This is a genomic window from Leptolyngbya sp. ST-U4, assembly GCF_039962215.1.
Lineage (GTDB): Bacteria > Cyanobacteriota > Cyanobacteriia > Elainellales > Elainellaceae > Leptolyngbya_A.
In genome coordinates, this window is record NZ_JAMPKZ010000004.1 from 68,357 (window position 1) to 87,281 (window position 18,925).

15 protein-coding genes are annotated in these 18,925 nt (G+C 52.3%); 6 read left to right on the forward strand and 9 right to left on the reverse strand.

Annotated elements, in window-relative coordinates; translation table 11 throughout:
* Positions 1–339 precede the first annotated feature (339 nt).
* Complete coding sequence (locus NDA02_RS09515) at positions 340–1,266, forward strand: phosphate ABC transporter permease (protein WP_190794217.1); 927 nt, start codon at positions 340–342, stop codon at positions 1,264–1,266.
* A gap of 35 nt (positions 1,267–1,301) precedes the next feature.
* Here the strand turns inward: NDA02_RS09515 and NDA02_RS09520 are convergent, their stop codons facing one another.
* From NDA02_RS09520 to NDA02_RS09535, 4 genes are all read right to left on the reverse strand, one after another.
* A complete protein-coding gene (locus NDA02_RS09520) occupies positions 1,302–1,919 on the reverse strand; it encodes a precorrin-8X methylmutase (protein ID WP_190794218.1) in 618 nt (205 codons plus the stop codon).
* Between the two features lie 191 nt (positions 1,920–2,110).
* Positions 2,111–2,932 carry a TPM domain-containing protein gene (locus NDA02_RS09525; RefSeq protein ID WP_190794219.1) on the reverse strand — a complete coding sequence of 274 codons (822 nt, stop codon included), beginning with the start codon at positions 2,930–2,932 and terminating at the stop codon, positions 2,111–2,113.
* Between the two features lie 163 nt (positions 2,933–3,095).
* Positions 3,096–3,269, reverse strand: coding sequence for a hypothetical protein (locus NDA02_RS09530; protein ID WP_190794220.1), 174 nt, complete (start codon positions 3,267–3,269; stop codon positions 3,096–3,098).
* 345 nt (positions 3,270–3,614) lie between these two features.
* The gene (locus NDA02_RS09535; protein ID WP_190794221.1) at positions 3,615–3,950 is read right to left on the reverse strand and encodes a YbjQ family protein; all 336 of its coding nucleotides are present in this window, start codon (positions 3,948–3,950) and stop codon (positions 3,615–3,617) included.
* Between the two features lie 36 nt (positions 3,951–3,986).
* On the opposite strand from NDA02_RS09535, the gene NDA02_RS09540 reads away from it, so the two are divergent.
* Both NDA02_RS09540 and NDA02_RS09545 read left to right on the forward strand, forming a co-directional pair.
* Entirely contained in the window at positions 3,987–5,105 is a 1,119-nt protein-coding gene (locus NDA02_RS09540) for a tetratricopeptide repeat protein (protein WP_190794222.1), read from the forward strand.
* A gap of 116 nt (positions 5,106–5,221) precedes the next feature.
* Positions 5,222–6,340: an AI-2E family transporter gene (locus tag NDA02_RS09545; RefSeq protein WP_190794223.1), complete on the forward strand. Its 1,119-nt coding sequence runs from the start codon at positions 5,222–5,224 to the stop codon at positions 6,338–6,340.
* A gap of 51 nt (positions 6,341–6,391) precedes the next feature.
* On the opposite strand, the gene NDA02_RS09550 is transcribed toward NDA02_RS09545, so the two are convergent.
* The 4 genes from NDA02_RS09550 to NDA02_RS09565 all read right to left on the reverse strand — a co-directional run bounded on the left by NDA02_RS09550 (position 6,392) and on the right by NDA02_RS09565 (position 9,769).
* Entirely contained in the window at positions 6,392–6,727 is a 336-nt protein-coding gene (locus tag NDA02_RS09550; protein WP_190794224.1) for an iron-sulfur cluster assembly accessory protein, read from the reverse strand.
* A gap of 262 nt (positions 6,728–6,989) precedes the next feature.
* Entirely contained in the window at positions 6,990–7,406 is a 417-nt protein-coding gene (locus NDA02_RS09555) for a cupin domain-containing protein (protein ID WP_190794225.1), read from the reverse strand.
* A gap of 40 nt (positions 7,407–7,446) precedes the next feature.
* Positions 7,447–7,677: a hypothetical protein gene (locus NDA02_RS09560; protein WP_190794226.1), complete on the reverse strand. Its 231-nt coding sequence runs from the start codon at positions 7,675–7,677 to the stop codon at positions 7,447–7,449.
* 178 nt (positions 7,678–7,855) lie between these two features.
* Positions 7,856–9,769, reverse strand: a complete 1,914-nt coding sequence (locus tag NDA02_RS09565; RefSeq protein ID WP_190794227.1) for a phosphodiester glycosidase family protein — start codon at positions 9,767–9,769, stop codon at positions 7,856–7,858.
* Positions 9,770–10,535: 766 nt separating this feature from the next.
* Between NDA02_RS09565 and gltB the strand changes: the two genes are divergently transcribed.
* From gltB to NDA02_RS09580, 3 genes are all read left to right on the forward strand, one after another.
* On the forward strand, positions 10,536–15,131 hold the full coding sequence (gene gltB, locus NDA02_RS09570; protein ID WP_190794238.1) for a glutamate synthase large subunit: 4,596 nt from the start codon (positions 10,536–10,538) through the stop codon (positions 15,129–15,131).
* Positions 15,132–15,489: 358 nt separating this feature from the next.
* The gene (locus NDA02_RS09575; RefSeq protein WP_190794228.1) at positions 15,490–17,052 is read left to right on the forward strand and encodes a hypothetical protein; all 1,563 of its coding nucleotides are present in this window, start codon (positions 15,490–15,492) and stop codon (positions 17,050–17,052) included.
* Between the two features lie 99 nt (positions 17,053–17,151).
* Positions 17,152–17,988 (forward strand): PhzF family phenazine biosynthesis isomerase, encoded by an 837-nt coding sequence (locus NDA02_RS09580; RefSeq protein WP_190794229.1) that lies wholly within the window; start codon positions 17,152–17,154, stop codon positions 17,986–17,988.
* Positions 17,989–18,262: 274 nt separating this feature from the next.
* On the opposite strand, the gene NDA02_RS09585 is transcribed toward NDA02_RS09580, so the two are convergent.
* Positions 18,263–18,697: an FHA domain-containing protein gene (locus tag NDA02_RS09585; RefSeq protein WP_190794230.1), complete on the reverse strand. Its 435-nt coding sequence runs from the start codon at positions 18,695–18,697 to the stop codon at positions 18,263–18,265.
* Positions 18,698–18,925: the final 228 nt, after the last annotated feature.

Consider the following 18,925-nt stretch of genomic DNA (forward strand, 5'->3'; position numbering starts at 1 on the left):
GTACAACCAAATTGCCCCCTAGTTGTTCAGTTTTTCTGAGTGCGTTCTCCAGAAGTGAATTCATTGTGTCTTTTCCCCACGCCTTATCACGTCGAGACAAGTACGGAAGTTATACGAGAAACGGCGGCTCGACGAATCAGAAATCCGTAAATTTACCTTTTGCACTGAACTCTTTCCGGCTTAATAGGTTTTGAGGTTCGTGGGGTGGAGGAAGTTGAGGGGAAGTTGAGGGGGAAGCGGGCAGATCAGGAGTAGATTAGGGGCAAATCAAACAGACTGATGCTAGGCTCAGAGCAGTGATTCCGTCATTTTCCGGTTAACCGATCGCATCTTCAGGCTATGTTGATTCCTTTAACGCGCAAGAAATTTGAGGAACTGATTCCAATCTTTGCTACCGGAGGACAGTACAAGTATTACTGGGGCAAACCTTCAGACTTTTTGCGGCGATTTCTGTTTTCGCTGACGGCGGTGGTGGCGATCGTTCTAATTGAATTTCTTCTGGGCGGGGCGTTTCGGAATATCTTTTTCATGCTTGGTTTTGCGACAGCGTTTTACTGGCTGTGGTCGCCCATCTTTTTTTCCACGCAGCGAAATCTGGCTTGTCGGCGATATAAATATAGCGGCTTTTTGCAGGCAGAAGTCCTGGATGTGTTTTTTAGCGAAGAACTGATCGGCACAGAAGAAACTGTGAATAAGCGCGGCGATCTGGTAGTGATTGAAAACCGGGAACGCTGCCTCAACTTGGAGATTGGTGACGATAGCGGCTTTGGTACAAAAATTCAGGTGCCGCTTCAGCGTGAACATCGGGGCATTCGTCCGGGCGATCGCGCAGCTCTGGTAGTGATGTCCGATCGGCGCGATCTCAGCCTGATCTCCAAAATTTCAGATGTCTATTTGCTTGACTATGACCTCTGGGTGTCTGACTATCCCTATTTGCAGCGGCAAATTTTTGCTGAACTCTGTCAGCGCATGGAGCGGTCAGCGCAGGACTTTGACGATTCCTTCCAGGAGCGGCGCAGCGATCGATTTGATCAGCGATACGACGATTATTCTGGGGAACTGGGCAACCAAAATGACGATCGATACGGCGATCGACTTGCAAACAACGAGCCATACGATCGTTTTGACGACCCTGGAGCCAGAACGGAGCGTTACCGAAATCGCTCTCGCGGCAATCGTGCTAACCCTGATCGGCAGTCTCGTCGCTCCCCGCGCAGGCCTCCGCTCCAGCTTGATTCCTATCCTGATGATCTGCGAGACAATTAGCCTTAGTTCGGCTTTAGTTCATTCGCCTCGCTGATTTAATTGTCCTTACCGTATGCCTGCCACGCCAGGTCAACTAAGCTATTGACGATCGCCGCCGCAACCACTGCACTTCCCTTGCGTCCTTGAATGTGGATATAGGGCACGAGCGAATCTTTTAACCGCTCCACTGCCTTGCCCACCCCCACAAATCCGGCAGGCGTACCAATCACCAGGGCGGGCTTGATTTCTTCGGTTTCGATTAATTTCACTAGCTCAATTAGGGCGGTTTGTTCCTGTCCAATGACAAAAATGCCCTCTGGGTAGCGATGTGCCAGCGTTTCGATACCCCAGGCAACGCGGGTTTTTTCGCGCTGTGGACGAGTGAGTGCATCCATGCTGCAATAAACTGGATTGGAAAACGTGCTTTGAATAAGCGGCGCGATTCCGACCTGCACCATTGGCACATCGACCACGATCGTACTGCGGGCAGCGAGGGCAGCAGCTCCGGCTTGTAGAGCTTGATCTGAAAAGCGAATCAACGACTTGTACTCGAAGTCAGCCGTTGCGTAAATAATCCGACGTACAATCTCATATTCCGAAGGTGAAAAGGAATGCTCACCGATTTCGGTATCAATGATTCTGAGACTTTCAGCATCGGTGATATGCCACTCCATCACTACCCCGAAAATGCAGACGACTGATGCAGGCGGAATGAGCAGATTGCGATCGAAAAAGCGATCGAGACATTTGCATTAGACCGCAGACCTGCTAGATCATACGCGGAATTCAGTCTGCTGTCCAAGCTTAAAGGAGTGATTCAATGGGCAGCGGGAAGCAGTTTCCCCTTGAGAGTCATTGAGCAACATCAGGTTTCAGAGGTTGAAGATGAATTACGAAGCATGGGGGACAGGTATGCAACCAGCGCGCCCAGCATAAATCCGGCAATGTTGCGGAAGAGAGGGAGCCAGTCTGAAGTCCGGGTCACAACAGGTCCAATGCCAAAGGCAATAAATAAAATGCCCCAAAGCGGTGAAAAAATCAGTGCCCACTGCCAGGAGAAGGCTTGCTTTGAGCCACGCGGCTGAGCGGCAAAGCCAAACACCACGCCGCCAATCAGCGAAGTAATCAGGGTGAGAATCCACTGCTCTCGCGGAAGCCCCGGTACAACTTGGCAGCCCCCCTGCCGGATACAGGTTTTAATCGAGCCCAGCGCACCCAGAATCGAGGCATCTTCCCCGTTGTCTCGTACAAAGAACTGATTGCCGTAGCGCGTTTGCAGCTCGATCCAGAAAGTGCGTGGCATTAAATTAAAGAGATCATCTCCAACGCTGAAGTTGAGCAAATTGCCACCGCGCGGGTCAGCTACCAGCATCACGCTGTGGTTGTCCAGCCCCCAAAAGTCTTTGACAGCTCGCCCTGGTGTGCGATCGTACTGAGTTAATACCCGCAGTTTCCAGCCTGTCTCATCCTCAAACTGGGCTAAATCCTGCTCTAATGTCTCTTGCTGAGTCGTGGTGAGAGAGTCTGCCAGATCAATTACTGGGGTTTGATGATCAGGAAGCAGCTCAGGATTGTTGTAGGCGTGAGCGACAGGAGCGATCGACCAAGACAAAACCGTGATCAGCAGGGTTGCCAGAACGCTAAACAGAACTCGAACCGAATAATTTTTATCAGCTTGTTTGGACATTGACGCGATTTAGAAACGGGTTGAGATAGGGAAAGAAATGGACTGAAAAAGCCCTCTCAACGAGTTCGTACAGCAGAGCAAGCTAATGCGGCAGAGCAAGCTAATGCGGCAGAGCAAAAATGAGAGTGGTAACAGCCTGTTCTTAATATTTGTTTACTTTAATCTAATAATAATCATAGTAGGGGGCAAACCCAGTACCGTCAATGTTCTTTTTACGCTTCACCAATGGGAGCCGGAATGCCATCAGGACGCTATTCTCTAGTCCGTCCACAAGCTTCTCAACGAACAAAAGCCCCCGGCTGACCTGAACCGGGGGCTTCTCTGGAGTAAGGGGCACTTGCCTGATTGTGACGAAGGGTTAATCGAATGACACTCTAGCTAAAGGCAGATTCTCTTTGTTTCGAAGGGAAAAGCGCGATCGAAAAAGAAGAACGACAAAATCCCCCAACCTACAGGCTAGTCGGGGGTTAATGGATTCACTATTTCGTCCAAAGCATATCCTAAGAATGAAGAAAAGCTTAATCTCTCGCAGGATAGATCCTGTTCTAGGCATTCTTATATAAAGGCTTAGCTAGAAGCAGCTAGAAGCGTAACGGTTCAGCTTTGGTGCAAGTCAGGGACAAGAGCCGGGAAGACTGCTTACCTGACGGATAACATGGTTTCTGTTGATTTGCTTGCTGACTCACTGCGGACTTTGAAAATAGACTGCCGTACCTGTTGCCGTAATCAATAGCAGGCTACCTGCCTGATCGAGGCTAATCGTGCCTGTGTCTACTTTGATTCCAATCACGGCATTGGCTCCTAGCTGTTCTGCCCGTCTTGCCAGTTCGTCCAGGGCTTCTTGCTGTCCTCGCTCAAACACCCGCTCATAGCTGGCAGTGCGTCCGCCGATGATATCCCGAATTCCAGCAAAGAAATCGCGCAGTGCATTTGCACCGTAGACCACTTCTGCCGTTACAACTCCCAAATAGGACTGGACGATCGCGCCTTGAATGACATCGGTTGTTGATAGAATCATCTATTGGTTGTCCTCACATTGACAAGTTGATTCTAGATGAACTTTTTACCCTTGCGCCGCCCTACTCTATTCACTGTTGGCGTTTTGCTTTCGGCGAGTCTTGCTAGCGTACCCCCCCTGCTGACGATCGCCCAGCCTGGTCTGGCTCAAACGACCGCTGCGGATAACGACGAGCGGCTAAATCAGCTCTTTGAGCAAGGACAAAATCTGGTGCGGGCAGGCAACCTGTCCCAGGCGGTCGAGGTTTATCAGCAAGCCGCCACGCTCGCCCCAGACAATGCTCGAATTTTTTCGGCGATCGGTTTTCTTCAGGCGCGACAAAACAACTTTCAGGCAGCCGCAGAAGCCTATGAGAAGGCAATTTCTCTAGAATCAGACAACGCCGACTTCTACTATGCGCTGGGGTTCAGTCAGGCAAGCTTGGGCAACTATCAAAACGCGGCACAGTCTTATGAGCGCGCAACCCAGATCGATCGCAATAATGTCGATGCCTATCTGGGGCTAGGAATTGTGCTGGCACGTCAGGGCAATCTGGAAGGCGCGATCGCAGCCTATCAGCGGGTGCTGGCTCTGCGTCCTAACAATGCGCGCATTTATGAGTCGATCGGCTCTGCCTACCTACAAAAAGGAGACTATCAGGACGCACTTCAGGCACTTCAGCAGGCGGCTCGGTTGGATGCCCGTCGCGGCAGTATTCAGCTTAATCTGGGTGTCGCGCTGCTGAATCTGGGCAATACTCAGGCAGGCATGGATGCGCTGAAGCGGGCTTCAGATCTAGAGCCGCGCAACGGTGTGATCCGCATGCAGATTGCTGATGTTTATCAGGCACAGGGAAATGTTGAGCAGGCGATCGCCCTTTATCAGCAGGCAATCTCGGTGCAGCCCAATCTGAAAGAGGCTTATGTTGAACTGGGTCAGCTTTATCTGGAGCAGCAAAACTATTTGCTGGCGATCGTTACCTACCGGGAACTGACTGAACTCGTACCGCAGGATGCCGATGCGCATTTCTATCTAGGTCAAGCCCTTCAAGGACGAAACCGCGCTGATGAGGCGATCGTTGCATTTCGGCAAGCCCGCGACCTTTATGAGCAGCAAAATAACCGGGATGGTCTGGCTCAGGCAGAAGCCGCTCTGGAAAAATTGGGTCAGGGCTAGCGCGATGAACTCGTCCAAGTTCTGACTTTGGGTAACTGCCAGATCCTAGAGAAATATGGCATTCTTAAATCCATAATCTTCTTGGAGTCTTGCTCCAGCTTGTTCGGTTGCATTCTATGTTTCAAGCCCTCAGCCGAGTCCCACGCTTTATCACTTGGGGATTGGCGTTTCCACTTCTGTTTCTGAATGGTTGGCTGCTGCTGCTCGTGGTGCGAGAGCTGGAACCCCTTGTCAGCATTTTAATTTCAGCAACGGTGATCGCCTTCCTGCTCGATTATCCGATTCGGTTTCTAGCACAGCTCAATATGCCCAGAGGCATTTCGGTGACACTGGTTTTTCTAGTGTTCATCTTTTTGCTGATTACGCTGGGCTTTTTCCTGGGTCCGCTAATTCTGCGACAGGCAAACGAACTGCTGACACGCTTGCCGGAATGGATCGAGTCGGGTCGGCAGCAGCTCAACAGTCTGGAAACCTGGGCAGCCGAGCAGCAGCTCCCGATCGACATTCGGGAAAACGTGGTGCAGAATATTGCCCAGCTGGGCGATCGGCTCTCGCGCACCCTGCGGCTCTTGACCGGACAGCTCGTGAGTCTGGTATTTGGGGCGATCGGCAGCATTGTGAATGTGTTTTTGACGATCGTGTTTGCGGCGTTTCTGGTGCTGCGAGGGGAGAGTTTGTGGACGGGGCTACTGAGCTGGCTCCCGGCACAGTGGAATACACAGATTCGCGAATTTCTGCCGGACAACTTTGAGCGGTTTATCGTGGGTCAGGTAACGCTAGCAACGATTTTGAGCGTTGAGCAGACCACGACGCTGTTTATTCTGGGTGTGCCGCTCGCGCTGCTGTTTGGTGTGGTGATTGGAGCCTGTAGCCTAGTGCCCCTGGGTGGCGTAAGCAGCATTATCGTGGTGAGTCTGCTGCTTGCCCTGCAAAATTTCTGGCTTGGCGTCAAGGTGCTGCTGATTGCGCTGATCGTGCTGCAAATTAATGACAACGTAGTGGGTCCGCGCATTATTGGCGACATTACTGGGCTGAATCCTGTCTGGATGCTAATTTCGCTGTTTATTGGTTTGAAGATTGCAGGCGGTTTAGGGCTGATTATTTCCGTGCCGATCGCCAGCTTTATTAAGGAGACAGGCGATCGAATTCGAGCTTCTAAGTTTGATCCGTTAGCAACGGCTCCGCCCACGACGCTGTTGATAGATGCGCCAGAACAGCCCCTGCCAAAGAAATAAGAACAGGCATTGAGGCACAACGGCTAATTTTAGACTGGCTGCTTTCTAGACTTAAGATGACGGCGCGATCGAAAAGGAATTGCCGCAGCCACAGTTTTGCACTGCATTGGGATTGTGAAAGCGAAAGCCGCCGCCCATCAGGTCTTCGGTATAGTCCAGCGTCAGTCCTTTCAGGTATTGCAGGCTCTGGGAATCGATCACAATCTGCACTCCATCGCAGTGAATGATTTGATCCCCTGACTGCTGCTGCTTGTCCAGTTCCAGCACGTAATGCAAATCCGCACAGCCTCCTGCCTGAACGCTCAGCCGAAATAAAGGTTGAGCCTTGCTTGATTGTGCCTGGATGCGGTTTACTTCGGTCACTGCCGCCTGGCTCAGGTGAATCATAGTCTTTGCTATCTTCTTTTCGCGGTTTTTATCGTTCACTATCTTACTGCGATCGATTTTTTCTATTCACACTTTCTATTCATACGGAGTAAAGCGATCATTATTTTCCCTGTGCCAAGGAGAATTAGAAATCCTGCGTCAAGGAGAGCCAGAAATTCCGTGACGGTTTGCGAACATTAAAAAAAGGGGCTTACTGCCCCCAAGCCAACGTCTCAATTGTTTGAATTCGTCGAACGCCGATCGACAGAACTGCGAGATTCGTCTATTTTTCGCGGGCGTAGTCATCCTGAAAGCGAATGATGTCATCCTCGCCCAGGTACTCACCGTTTTGCACTTCGATCAGCACGAGGGGAATGACTCCGGGGTTTTCCAGGCGGTGCTGGGTGCAGGCAGGCACATAGGTGGACTGGTTGCAGAACACCAGCTTTTCTTCGTCACCGCAAATAACTCGCGCTGTGCCCGATACAACAATCCAGTGTTCACTACGGTGGTGGTGCATCTGTAGGCTGAGGCGATGTCCCGGTTTTACTTCAATGCGCTTGATCTTGTAGCCCTGCCCTTCTTCCAGAACCGTAAACGCTCCCCAAGGGCGAAGTTCTGTTGCTGCAATGCTGGGAGCATTTACAGGGCTGGTCAGACTCAGGGCTGCCGATTTAGTTGCTTCTTTGGCTTGAGCCACGACTTTTTTCCTCCAATGCTGACAAAGCTAAGTTGAATGCTTAACGGCTGGAAATTGATAGGGCTGGAATCTGTAGGGCTGGAAGTTGAGAGGGCAAGGATTTGTAGGAGTTGGGCGAGTAGGACTGACAAGAACAGACGAGGGAGCCAGTTTGCAGCTTTGGATGAGACGATCGATTCAAAACAGCGATCCAATCCTGAGGGCGAGTTTGAGCGGGGAGAGAACAAGCATGACGTGAATTGCCGTTCTGGAGTGAATATAGCAAAGTCATCTAAGCTGCCCCAAGACAATTGCCTCCAGTTCATTCAATTCACATACCCTCTTTACAATCTAAGCCGTCAGAGCCAGTCTGACTTTATGAAACTTTTTGCCGCAACCGAAGGATTACTTAGAACGCAAGCGGCTGCATTGCCAAACCTCGGCATAACTTCGGCACAGCTTCGGCATAACTACAGCCTAGGCTGCACAAATACGCCAATTCCGTTGTGGACCCGGGCAGCAGTGCTGGCAGGACGATCGATTAACTGACCTCCAAGATAAAGGGACGTTGAGCTACCTCCGTCTAAATTGAGGGCGTTCATTGCGCCAAGCTGCTGTGTGATCTGTGCAGTTTCTGCAAGGGTTGGACCCGCGCCCCCAATGCGGTTATGCACGGTGATGAGCATGAGTTTACCTGCCCCAGTCGTTGCAATCACGCTTCGAGAAGCAGCCTGCTGAATAAAGGCGGTTGAAAACTGCTCTGCTGTTGGATTCAGCACAATTTGCCCATCAAGCATGAGGACTGGACCACCCCCCAAAATTTGGCTGTAGCGGCTAAAGTTATCCGGCTGGACTGCCATCTCGATCTGGACAGAAGTTCCAGCTCTAAGGGCTTCCGAGGCAGTTCTATCCGATCGCACGACGAGCAAGTAACCGTCTGAAGGAATAGAAACCGGCGTTTGTCCGGCAAGACCCATTTGCTGCTGCCGCACGACTTGATTATTCTGCACCGTCATAACCACTTCGTTATTGAGGATTGGCGTATAGCTGGCTCCCCACTCTCGCGTATATCGGGCTGTGCCTGCATTGACAAAGCCACTGTTGAGCGATCGCAGCGTGATTCGATTGCCGTTGCCAGCAAGGAGGGTTTCCTGAATGCTGAGCTGTGCGATCGTGACATTGCCGTTTTCATCCCAGCCGATCGCGCCCCGATTCAGGATTGGACCCGACATCCAGCGCCCGTCTCGTCGAATTGCGCCCAAAGGCAATTGATTATTGCGGTTAAAAAATCCACCGTTAATAGCTGCGGCTGCCTGCGATCGCTGAGCCGTTGTCACCAAAGGCTGGGTGCCCTTCATGTCTGGATTGCCCCAGATTGGCTTGAGCTGCACTTCTGAACTGCGGGGATCAATTTCTAGCGCAACCACCGGAAAGCGATCGCCGCCCAAATTGACATACTGCTGAGCCCAGCGCATTCCCGGCGACCAGGCAATACTCTGCTCTTGCAGCGCATCGGCACGGATGTCAACCAGAATCCGGTTGGGATTATTCAGCGACCAGACCCTTGGACGGGCAGCATCAGCAAACCGGAGGCGGATCACGGTGCGATCGCCGCTGCTTGCCACATTCAATCCTCGGATATAGCTGCCCGGTCGCCCTGAAAACCCCCGCAGCAAGGCAGGCGCGATCGGGGCATCGAGAGTAATGACGGCTGCATTGCCTTCTTCGCTGATTTGCCAGGGCGTTGCCCGATCGAGATCAATCACAATGCGATCGCCCCAGGACTGCCGCCCCTGCCGGACAGACAAAATTTTTGCGGGCGGGGTGTTGATTTGCAGATTTGCCCCTGATATCTGCATCTCCCAGCCAAACTGTTGCGCCAGAGTCGAGATATTGAGATAGCGATATTGCTCGGTCAGCCAAGTGCTTAGCTTGAGCGGAGCCTGTGTGCCATCGGCAGTATTAGAAAACCACTCGATCGGCTGCTGAGTTTCGTCGTTGCTGCTCAGAAGATTGACGCCGAACCTGCGGGCTAAGGCAGCATCGCTGATGCCAATTTGCTGCTGTCGCTGGCTCCAAATCGCGTCGAGCGGACGACCATTGAGCGTGATCTGCCCGCCTTGACGAGTGAGCGGAACTGGAATGGTTGCCTGCGCCAGGGTGGGAACCCAGGCAGGACTGAGAAACGCTTTTTGAGGAATGGGCTGCTCAAAGGTATTAGCAATGACGCGCTGCCTTGTGAGGGCCAGGGACAGAGCAACGACCAGCAGGGGAGCGGTTAAAATCCAATGAACCCGCTTCAGGCTGAAGGTCTGAGGAACGTAGGTCAATCGGCGTTGATGATACCGACGACGGCGATGGGTGCGAATTCTAGGGTTAGTCACGGTGTGGGGAGAGAAAAAGAAGCAACCAGAAAACTGCTGCTGTTCAGCATAGTTTCTTTCCTTTTAGAATTCCGTCGATTGTTTCAAGTTGCCGCCAGACCGTTACAAATTGTTGTTAACTTGTTATCTACCGTTTTGTCTTTGAATTTTCTACCTTTCCAGTGAAATTATGTTTCCTGCCGATCGCTTCAGATGTCAGCTAATCCTGAAAATTGGGCGCGATTGCCCCTAGGAACGTAAAGTTCGCTTCATAATAAAGAAAGAAGCATGATCAAGCTTGCGGAGACGATCGCCTCAATCAGTGGGATAAACCCGACAGGGTAAACCACTGGCATACCAGAACTGCAACCCTTAAATAGACTCAACTGAGGTGAGGGATTGTCAAGGACATTGAGTTTTTATAAGATCTTCACTCTGTCTAAAATTTCTGCATTGCCAGCCTCTGGCGCAAATTGGTGATTTTTGCCTCAGCTCCGAAATTGGGTCGAAGGGCGATGACCTTTGTGAGTGTTTGAGCGGAGTCATTAGAAGCAGTGGCGACAGTACAGCTTGGCAGTCTCTCATGGCTGCGCCTGCATAGAGAAACCAGGGGAAAGAATCGCGGAAAATTTATATCAGGAACGAATCAGAAATGGTGCGGCTGTCGTTACCCAGCACCCTCAGGGGATGAATTGAATCAGCGGGCAAGTTCAGTGGGCAAGTCTAATCACCTCATGGGAGTAGTTCAAGCGTGAATCAGGATCGTCAAAATCAACAGGGAATCAATATGGGTTATGCAGGGCAGCGTTGGCTAGTTGAGGAGCGGGATGCTTGCGGAGTGGGCTTTATTGCCGATCAGCAGGGGCGCAAAAGTCATGAGCTAGTGCAAAAAGCACTTGCCGCTGCAACCTGTTTAGAGCATCGGGGTGGCTGTAGCGCAGACCAGGATTCGGGAGACGGCGCAGGGGTAATGACGGCAGTTCCCTGGGAGTTGTTGCGCGATTGGCTTTCGGCACAGGGCATTCAGGCGGCTGACACGGCTACTTTGGGCGTGGGTATGGTGTTTTTGCCCCAAGATAGCTCGATCGCCTCAATGGTGCGCGAGATAGCTAACGGCGTAATTCAGGCGGCAGGGCTGAAGGTGCTGGGCTGGCGCGAAGTCCCGGTAAAGCCTGCGGTATTGGGCATTCAGGCACGGGAAAACCAGCCGCAGATCGAGCAGGTGATTGTCCAGTCTGATTCCCTTCGGGGCGATGATCTGGAGCGACGACTCTATCTGACCCGCAAGCAAATTCAGCAAGCTGTTGAAGATGCCGCCGCGCAGGAGCCCAAATTGAACGAGCTGTATATTTGCTCTTTCTCGAACCGCACAATTGTTTATAAAGGCATGGTGCGATCGGTGGTACTGGGCGAGTTTTATCAGGATTTCCAGAATCCGCTCTATCAGAGTGTGTTTGCGGTGTATCACCGTCGCTTCAGCACAAACACGATGCCCAAATGGCACTTGGCACAGCCGATGCGTTTGTTGGGTCACAACGGCGAAATTAATACGCTGCTGGGCAATATCAACTGGATGATGGCGCGAGAGCCGGGCTTGTCGCATCCGGTGTGGGGCGATCGATTTGCTGACCTGATGCCCGTGGTCAATCCCGAAAACAGCGACTCTGCCAACCTGGATAATGTGATGGAGCTGCTGGTTCAGTCGGGGCGACAGCCGCTTGAAGCCGTGATGATCATGGTTCCAGAGGCGTATCAAAATCAGCCTGACCTGGCAAATTATCCCGAAATTACTGATTTCTACGACTACTACAGTGGACTTCAGGAACCCTGGGACGGTCCCGCGCTGCTGGTGTTTAGCGACGGCAAGATTGTGGGTGCAACGCTCGATCGCAACGGTCTCCGTCCGGCACGCTATAGCATCACCAAAGACGGCTACATTGTGGTGGCATCGGAAGCAGGCGTGACCGATCTGCCCGAATCTGAGATTCTGGAGAAGGGACGGCTCGGTCCGGGACAGGCGATCGCCTTCAACCTGGAAACGAATGAAGTTCTGAAGAACTGGGAACTCAAGCAGCAAATCGCCCAGCAACAGCCCTACCGACAATGGCTTCAGCAATATCGCTGTGAGCTGACCCTACAGGAATTCCCCGATGCGCGTCAGCTCGAAGCACCCGCCCTGCTGCGTCGCCAGACTGCCTTTGGCTACACCACGGAAGACGTGGAGATGATCATCCAGGAAATGGCATCTCAGGGCAAAGAGCCGACCTTCTGCATGGGTGACGATATTCCGCTGGCAGTGCTGTCGAGTAAGCCTCACCTGCTGTATGACTATTTCAAGCAGCGGTTTGCCCAGGTGACAAATCCGCCGATCGACCCCCTGCGGGAAAGCCTAGTGATGTCGCTGGGAATGTCGCTGGGTGAGCGGGGCAACTTGCTGGAGGCGAAGCCAGAGTTTGCGCGGCTGCTGAAGCTGGAATCTCCGGTGCTCAACGATGGCGACCTGGAGCAGATTCGTCAGTCGGGCTTAGAGACGGCGACCCTGTCTACTCTCTTTAAAGTGGCAGATGGTCCTGATGGACTTCAGCGGGCAGTGACACAGCTCTGTCAGGAAGCGACGGCTGCGGTGCGATCGGGTAAGCAAATTTTGATTCTCAGCGATCGATCGGGCGAGGGTGATCTAAGTCAAGAATACAGCTATATCCCGCCGATGCTGGCAGTAGGCGCGGTTCACCATCACCTGATTCGTCAGGGACTGCGGATGAAAGCCTCGCTGATTGTAGATACGGCACAGTGCTGGAGCACACATCACTTTGGCTGCTTGATTGGCTACGGAGCCAGTGCGATTTGTCCATACCTTGCCTGGGAAACGGTGCGCCACTGGTGGTTTGATGCTAAGACCCAGAAGCAGATGGAAACGGGCAAACTCTCGGCGATCAGCATTACGGGCGCACAGTATAACTACCGCAAGGCGGTCGAGGCAGGTCTGCTCAAGATCCTCTCGAAGATGGGAATTTCGTTGCTGTCAAGCTATCAGGGGGCGCAAATCTTTGAGGCGATCGGCATTGGCGACGATCTGCTGCACCTGGCATTTGAGGGAACTGCGTCTCGCGTGGGTGGCATCAGCATTCGTGAGTTGGCACAGGAAATCATTGCTGTTCACAGCCGCGCCTTCCCCGAACTGACGACGAAGAAGCTGGAGAACTTTGGTTTCTTCAACTACAAACCGGGCGGCGAGTACCACATGAACAGCCCGGAAATGGCAAAGTACCTGCACAAAGCGGTGGGCGACAAGAGCTACGACCACTACGAGCTGTACAAGAAATACCTGTCGGAGCGTCCGGTGACGGCTCTGCGCGACTTGCTAGATTTCAAAGGCGATCGTCCCTCTGTCCCGCTCGAAGAAGTGGAGCCTGTGGAAGAAATCGTCAAGCGATTCTGTACGGGGGCAATGTCGCTTGGATCGCTGTCGCGGGAGGCGCATGAGACTTTGGCGATCGCGATGAACCGCCTGGGCGGCAAGTCGAACTCTGGCGAAGGTGGCGAAGATCCGGTGCGCTTCAAGGTTCTGAACGATGTGGATGAAAACGGCAAATCGGCTGCGTTCTCCCATCTGAAAGGCTTACGCAATGGTGATACGGCAAGTTCAGCAATCAAGCAGGTGGCATCGGGTCGTTTTGGGGTGACTCCTGAATACCTGATGAGTGGCAGACAGCTCGAAATCAAAATGGCGCAGGGTGCAAAACCGGGTGAAGGCGGACAGTTGCCCGGTAAGAAGGTCAGCTCTTACATTGCGATGCTGCGTCGATCGAAGCCCGGAGTGACGCTGATTTCCCCGCCGCCTCACCACGACATTTACTCGATCGAGGATTTGTCCCAGCTCATCTTTGACCTGCACCAGATTAATCCGGCAGCCCAAGTATCAGTGAAGCTGGTGGCAGAAGTGGGCATTGGCACGATCGCTGCGGGTGTGGCAAAGGCAAATGCCGACATCATCCAAATTTCCGGTCACGATGGCGGCACGGGCGCATCACCTCTCAGCTCGATTAAACACGCAGGCGTCCCGTGGGAACTGGGCTTAACCGAAGTGCATCGGGTGCTGATCGAAAACCGATTGCGCGATCGCGTCCTACTACGGGCAGATGGCGGCATCAAAACAGGTTGGGATGTACTAATGGCGGCATTAATGGGCGCAGAGGAATACGGCTTCGGCTCGATTTCGATGATTGCTGAGGGCTGCATCATGGCGCGGATCTGCCATACCAACAACTGTCCGGTTGGCGTGGCAACCCAACAAGAAAAGCTGCGTCAGCGGTTCACCGGCATGCCAGAGCACGTCGTTAATTTCTTCTACTTCGTGGCAGAGGAAGTTCGATCGCTCTTAGCACGGCTGGGCTACCGATCGCTGAAAGACGTGATTGGACGGGCAGACCTGCTGAAGGTGCGGGAAGATGCCAGCCTCACCAAGACTCAGGCGATCAATCTCGACTGCCTGACCCACCTGCCGGACACACGCACCGATCGAAGCTGGCTAGAGCATGAAACGGTTCACAGCAACGGCGCAGTGCTGGATGACGAAATCCTGGCAGATGCCGAAATTCAGCAAGCGATCGCGACTCACGGCACGATCAGCAAGGCTTACCGGGTGGTCAACACCAATCGATCGCTGGGCGCACGAATTTCGGGAGCGATCGCGAAGCAGTATGGCGACACGGGCTTTAGCGGTCAGATCACGCTCAACTTCACGGGCAGCGTCGGTCAGAGCTTTGGTGCGTTTAACCTGGCGGGTCTGACGCTCAACCTGGAAGGCGAAGCAAATGACTACGTGGGCAAAGGCATGAACGGCGGCGAAATTGCCATCCGACCCTTTGCAGACGCAACCTATGCTCCTTCCCAAAATGTGATTGTCGGCAATACCTGTCTTTACGGCGCAACGGGCGGTAAGCTCTTTGCTAACGGACAGGCAGGCGAACGCTTTGCCGTGCGGAATTCGCTGGCGCAGGCAGTCATCGAAGGAGCCGGAGACCACTGCTGCGAGTATATGACGGGCGGTGTTGTCGTTGTTCTAGGTCGCGTCGGACGCAACGTGGGCGCAGGCATGACGGGCGGTTTAGCCTACTTCTTCGATGAAGATGGCAGCTTCCCTACCAAGGTCAACCCGGAAATCGTTAAAGTTCAGCGCGTTGTCACCCCCGCAGGCGAACAGCAGCTCAAAGACCTGATCCAGGCTCACGCCGATCGCACAGGTAGCCCCAAGGCAAAGGAAATCCTGGAAAACTGGTCAGAGGCTCTGCCGAAGTTCTGGCAGGTGGTGCCGCCGTCTGAAGCGGAAAGCTCGGAGGCAAATCCGAATGCTAGTGAAAAGGTGCTGGCTTCTGCTCAGTAATTAAGGCGATCGTCTGAATCGATCTATCTAATTGAGTTTCATCACTGTTCCTGGTTCGCCGGGAGCAGTTTTTTGTTGTCGATTTTTGGTTGTCATTTGTTGCAAGTTAATTACAAAAAGTCTCGTAACAAGGGATTACCCTTGAGGGTCCTGCTGAGGCACGATTGGGTGACTTAGATTGAGGGCACAGTATTTCTAATCCAAAGTTTTTATGGATAGTAATTCTTTGCCGAAACCTCGTCTATCGATCCGAGAATTGATTGAATTAAACCAGCTACGCGATTTCGAGCAATTGCCAGTTTACATCGATTTCGAAAAGTACTTGCCGCTGCTTAAGCAGCGCATCTCAATCCTCATCGTGACTGATGGGATCACCTTCGGCGATGCGGATTTTGGCTTAAGCATGATGATTGCTGCACTCGAAGAAAACTTCTCTTCGAGTGTTTATTTCTCTGTAAAGAAGGCAACACGAACAGGTAGTTTCTCATTTAATCCCAATCCATCTGTTGGGGAACCTCACTACACAGGTTTTCGATTTAATAGCACTCAAGACGGCAATCTAGTTATCGATCAATTTCAGCAAATTTGGTGCTTTGGGCTGCAGCCCGGTAATGGCGCTTTTATCGATACCGAAGTAACCTCGCATCCGCTATATGCTCAAGATGCAGAGTTAGCCGAATTGGCGCGCTGGATGAATGAACGCCAGGGCGGTGTTTTCGCAACAGGTGACCATGCCCATTTGGGTGCGAGTATGTGTCACCGGATTCCGCGAGTCCGGACGATGCGTAAGTGGTTGATAGCTGACAATCCACCCACGTTTGAAGGCTACGATCGCTTCGATACAAATCGACCTCGCAATCCTGGAGACACCAACATTCCAGGCGAGAATCAAGCCGATGCAACGCCACAGCCGATCGAATGGATTCCAGAGTACTCAAAACGAACTGGTGCTTTCACAATTCAAAAAGAACCTCATCCAATCCTGTGTGCGGGTAGCCTGGGACCAATCAATGTTTTCCCAGATCATCAGCACGAAGGGCAAGTCATTGAAGACAACCAGGTCGTTGTGACAGGCACGTTCAGCTTCTCTGCCGCAGATGGAACAGTGTACTCAGGCCCAGAGTATCCGCAAACAGGTGCAACTCAGACACGACCAAAAATCATTGCCCGTGCCCATACCCTATCGGAGCCATCCTATACCTTTGATAAAGGACCAACCCCTGCACGCGATTTTGGCTTAGTGGGAGTTTACGATGGGTCTAAAGAAGGCGTGGGTCGCGTGGTTGTTGATTCCACCTGGCATCACCAGCTCAACATCAACCTGCGATCGCTTGCTGCCGATACCGCCTCAAGCAACTACGCCAAGATTAAAGCTTACTATCGCAACATTGGGTTATGGCTTGCAAATCGCAGCTCGCGCTATCAAGTCTTCCGCAATGCGGCTTGGAATAGCCTTTATACTTACCAAGCTTCGCAGGAACTCGCGTTTGAAGGGTCGGTGTTTGAAGTTGGGCAAAGATTCAAGGATATCTTGAAGCACGTACTGTCACCCTGCTTGGTGACGGAGTTCATCCTTGACTTCTTGCCGCCTGAATTAATCGAGCCGCTCCCCCTACCAATCGATCCAACTCCTTGCTTAACCTGTCCACCATTTGAATTGTTCGAAAGTGCAATTTTAGGTGAGGTTGTAGCATCAATGCATCCAGCCTTTGCTGAAGCAGAGCAAGTGCGAGCTAAAGAGTATCGAGCACAGTTTGAGCCTGATGTTCAAGCGATCGACAAGGCAATGGTTGTTGGTGTCCAGAAAGGATTAGAAACGATCACAAGTTTTTATTGCAGCCAGCTTGAAAAGGGTCGAGCAGTATTATCACTGCTTGAAAGAGTTCAGACGTTGGACGTGCTGAAAGAAGTATTAGTTTGAGGTGTTTTCATCAAACTAGCCAGAGGTAGAGCTTCTTCGGGAGACTCTACCTTTCACTATAATCACTGGTAGTTTGAACAACATGTCTTCTACTCAATCATGACTTCAGGAACCCTTTATCGTCTGTCCGCCTTTACAACGACTCCTGATGGAGGCAATCCTGCGGGTGTTTGGGTTGGAGATACGCTTCCCGATCCTGAAACCATGCAGCGGATCGCCGCTGAGGTTGGTTTCTCGGAAACTGCCTTTGTCGCGCCTGCCGCCGGAGCCGATCGAACGGTTCGTTACTATAGCCCTGAAGCCGAAGTCTCGTTTTGTGGACACGCCACGATCGCCACTGGAGTCCTACTGGGCGAAAACGACGGCAATGGAACCTATCGGTTAGAAACCTTGGTTGGAACAATACCTGTTACAGTGTCCCAGCGCGACGGTCATTATGAAGCGTCTCTGACTTCTGTTGAGCCTTGCTCTGCGCCTGCGTCTGATGCGCTCGTCAGCCAAGCTCTTGCTGCACTGAAATGGGCACCCGACGACCTCGACCGATCGATTCCTCCTGCAAGAGCCTACGCTGGGGCATGGCATTTAGTGCTTGCGGTTGCGGAGGCACAGCGTCTGGCAGAACTGAACTACGATTTCGAGGCACTCAAGGCACTCATGCTGCGGGAGGGTCTGACGACGCTACAACTTGTGTGGCGTGAGAGCGATACTGTCTTCCATGCTCGCAATCCTTTTCCAGTCGGGGGCGTGGTAGAAGATCCGGCAACGGGGGCTGCGGCGGCTGCGCTCGGCGGGTATCTGCGATCGGCTCAACTCATCCCAGTGCCAGCTACACTCCTGATTCTTCAGGGAGCAGCGATGGGTCGCCCCAGTCAGCTTGGAGTAAAAATTCCGACCAGCGGCGGGATTGTGGTGACGGGTAAGGCGATTCGGATTTAGCGGAAAGGGCACGATCGCCCGTTTTAGCGGAATTGGTGAAAGTCTGCTGCCGATCGTTCAAGCTGCCAAATGAGGCGCAGAAAATAATCTGCATCAGGTTGAAGAGAATCGAGTTTCATACGATTAGAGGAAGTAATAGCAAGCACGCCGTGCCTCGTAAACGCTACTGCACCTCATTTTTGCCGCTGATCAGCAAGACAAGCTCTGATTCCTTCCAATAGGCCGGAAAAATTGCACAAAGAGATTGACAAAACCTGAAAATGTAGGGCGATGTTTAGCCAACAGAATCTTCTTCTGGATCACCCGTCATATTAGGGCTGATCAGGGTAATGTCATATTCATCTGGTGGCACAGTTGTAATTGCATCGCGCTTTAGCAGGTGATAGATTGCCTGCACTCGCGGTCCAAAAATGACTCTATCTTCGTGCTGGAGGTTGTGTGCTTGCAGCTTGCGCCCATTGATCAGCAGTCCGTTTGCGCTGTATTGCCCTCTGAGATTGCCGTCTACAATTCGGTAATAGTAGCTGCCGTCTTCGTTGGGCTGCTGAATAAGCGTGGCGTGACGACGGGAGACGAACTGAGAAACCAGCCGAATATCGCACTTAGGGTCACGACCGATCGAATAGATTGGCTGATCCAGGGTGTATTCACACCGTCCTTTGTCGTCTTCGATGATTAATAGATGGCTCTGATGCGGTGCTGAAGTCATTCGGCAGGAAGTAGTGCAACTGCGAAGGGTAGCCCAGAGATCCGGTGGTTGGATCTCACTGATCAATTCTAGACCCAGTCACTCCAGGGAACTTTAGACCAAGTTAGGAAGAGGCATCGAGTGCCAATTGGCTTACCCATCATCTTGGCTTACCCATCATCCTATCAGGCAGAGCGACTGCCGATCCGTTGCTTTATCTTAGCCGCTTGCGATCCTTCTGAAGGATAG

Bases quoted from the DNA above. Each gene is read 5' to 3' on its own strand.
- NDA02_RS09520 (WP_190794218.1), bottom strand. From the start codon at position 1,919: ATGGAGTGGCATATCACCGATGCTGAAAGTCTCAGAATCATTGATACC.
- NDA02_RS09515 (WP_190794217.1), top strand. From the start codon at position 340: ATGTTGATTCCTTTAACGCGCAAGAAATTTGAGGAACTGATTCCAATC.
- NDA02_RS09535 (WP_190794221.1), bottom strand. From the start codon at position 3,950: ATGATTCTATCAACAACCGATGTCATTCAAGGCGCGATCGTCCAGTCC.
- NDA02_RS09545 (WP_190794223.1), top strand. From the start codon at position 5,222: ATGTTTCAAGCCCTCAGCCGAGTCCCACGCTTTATCACTTGGGGATTG.
- NDA02_RS09580 (WP_190794229.1), top strand. From the start codon at position 17,152: ATGACTTCAGGAACCCTTTATCGTCTGTCCGCCTTTACAACGACTCCT.
- NDA02_RS09540 (WP_190794222.1), top strand. From the start codon at position 3,987: ATGAACTTTTTACCCTTGCGCCGCCCTACTCTATTCACTGTTGGCGTT.
- NDA02_RS09560 (WP_190794226.1), bottom strand. From the start codon at position 7,677: ATGACTTTGCTATATTCACTCCAGAACGGCAATTCACGTCATGCTTGT.
- NDA02_RS09550 (WP_190794224.1), bottom strand. From the start codon at position 6,727: ATGATTCACCTGAGCCAGGCGGCAGTGACCGAAGTAAACCGCATCCAG.
- gltB (WP_190794238.1), top strand. From the start codon at position 10,536: ATGGGTTATGCAGGGCAGCGTTGGCTAGTTGAGGAGCGGGATGCTTGC.
- NDA02_RS09585 (WP_190794230.1), bottom strand. From the start codon at position 18,697: ATGACTTCAGCACCGCATCAGAGCCATCTATTAATCATCGAAGACGAC.
- NDA02_RS09525 (WP_190794219.1), bottom strand. From the start codon at position 2,932: ATGTCCAAACAAGCTGATAAAAATTATTCGGTTCGAGTTCTGTTTAGC.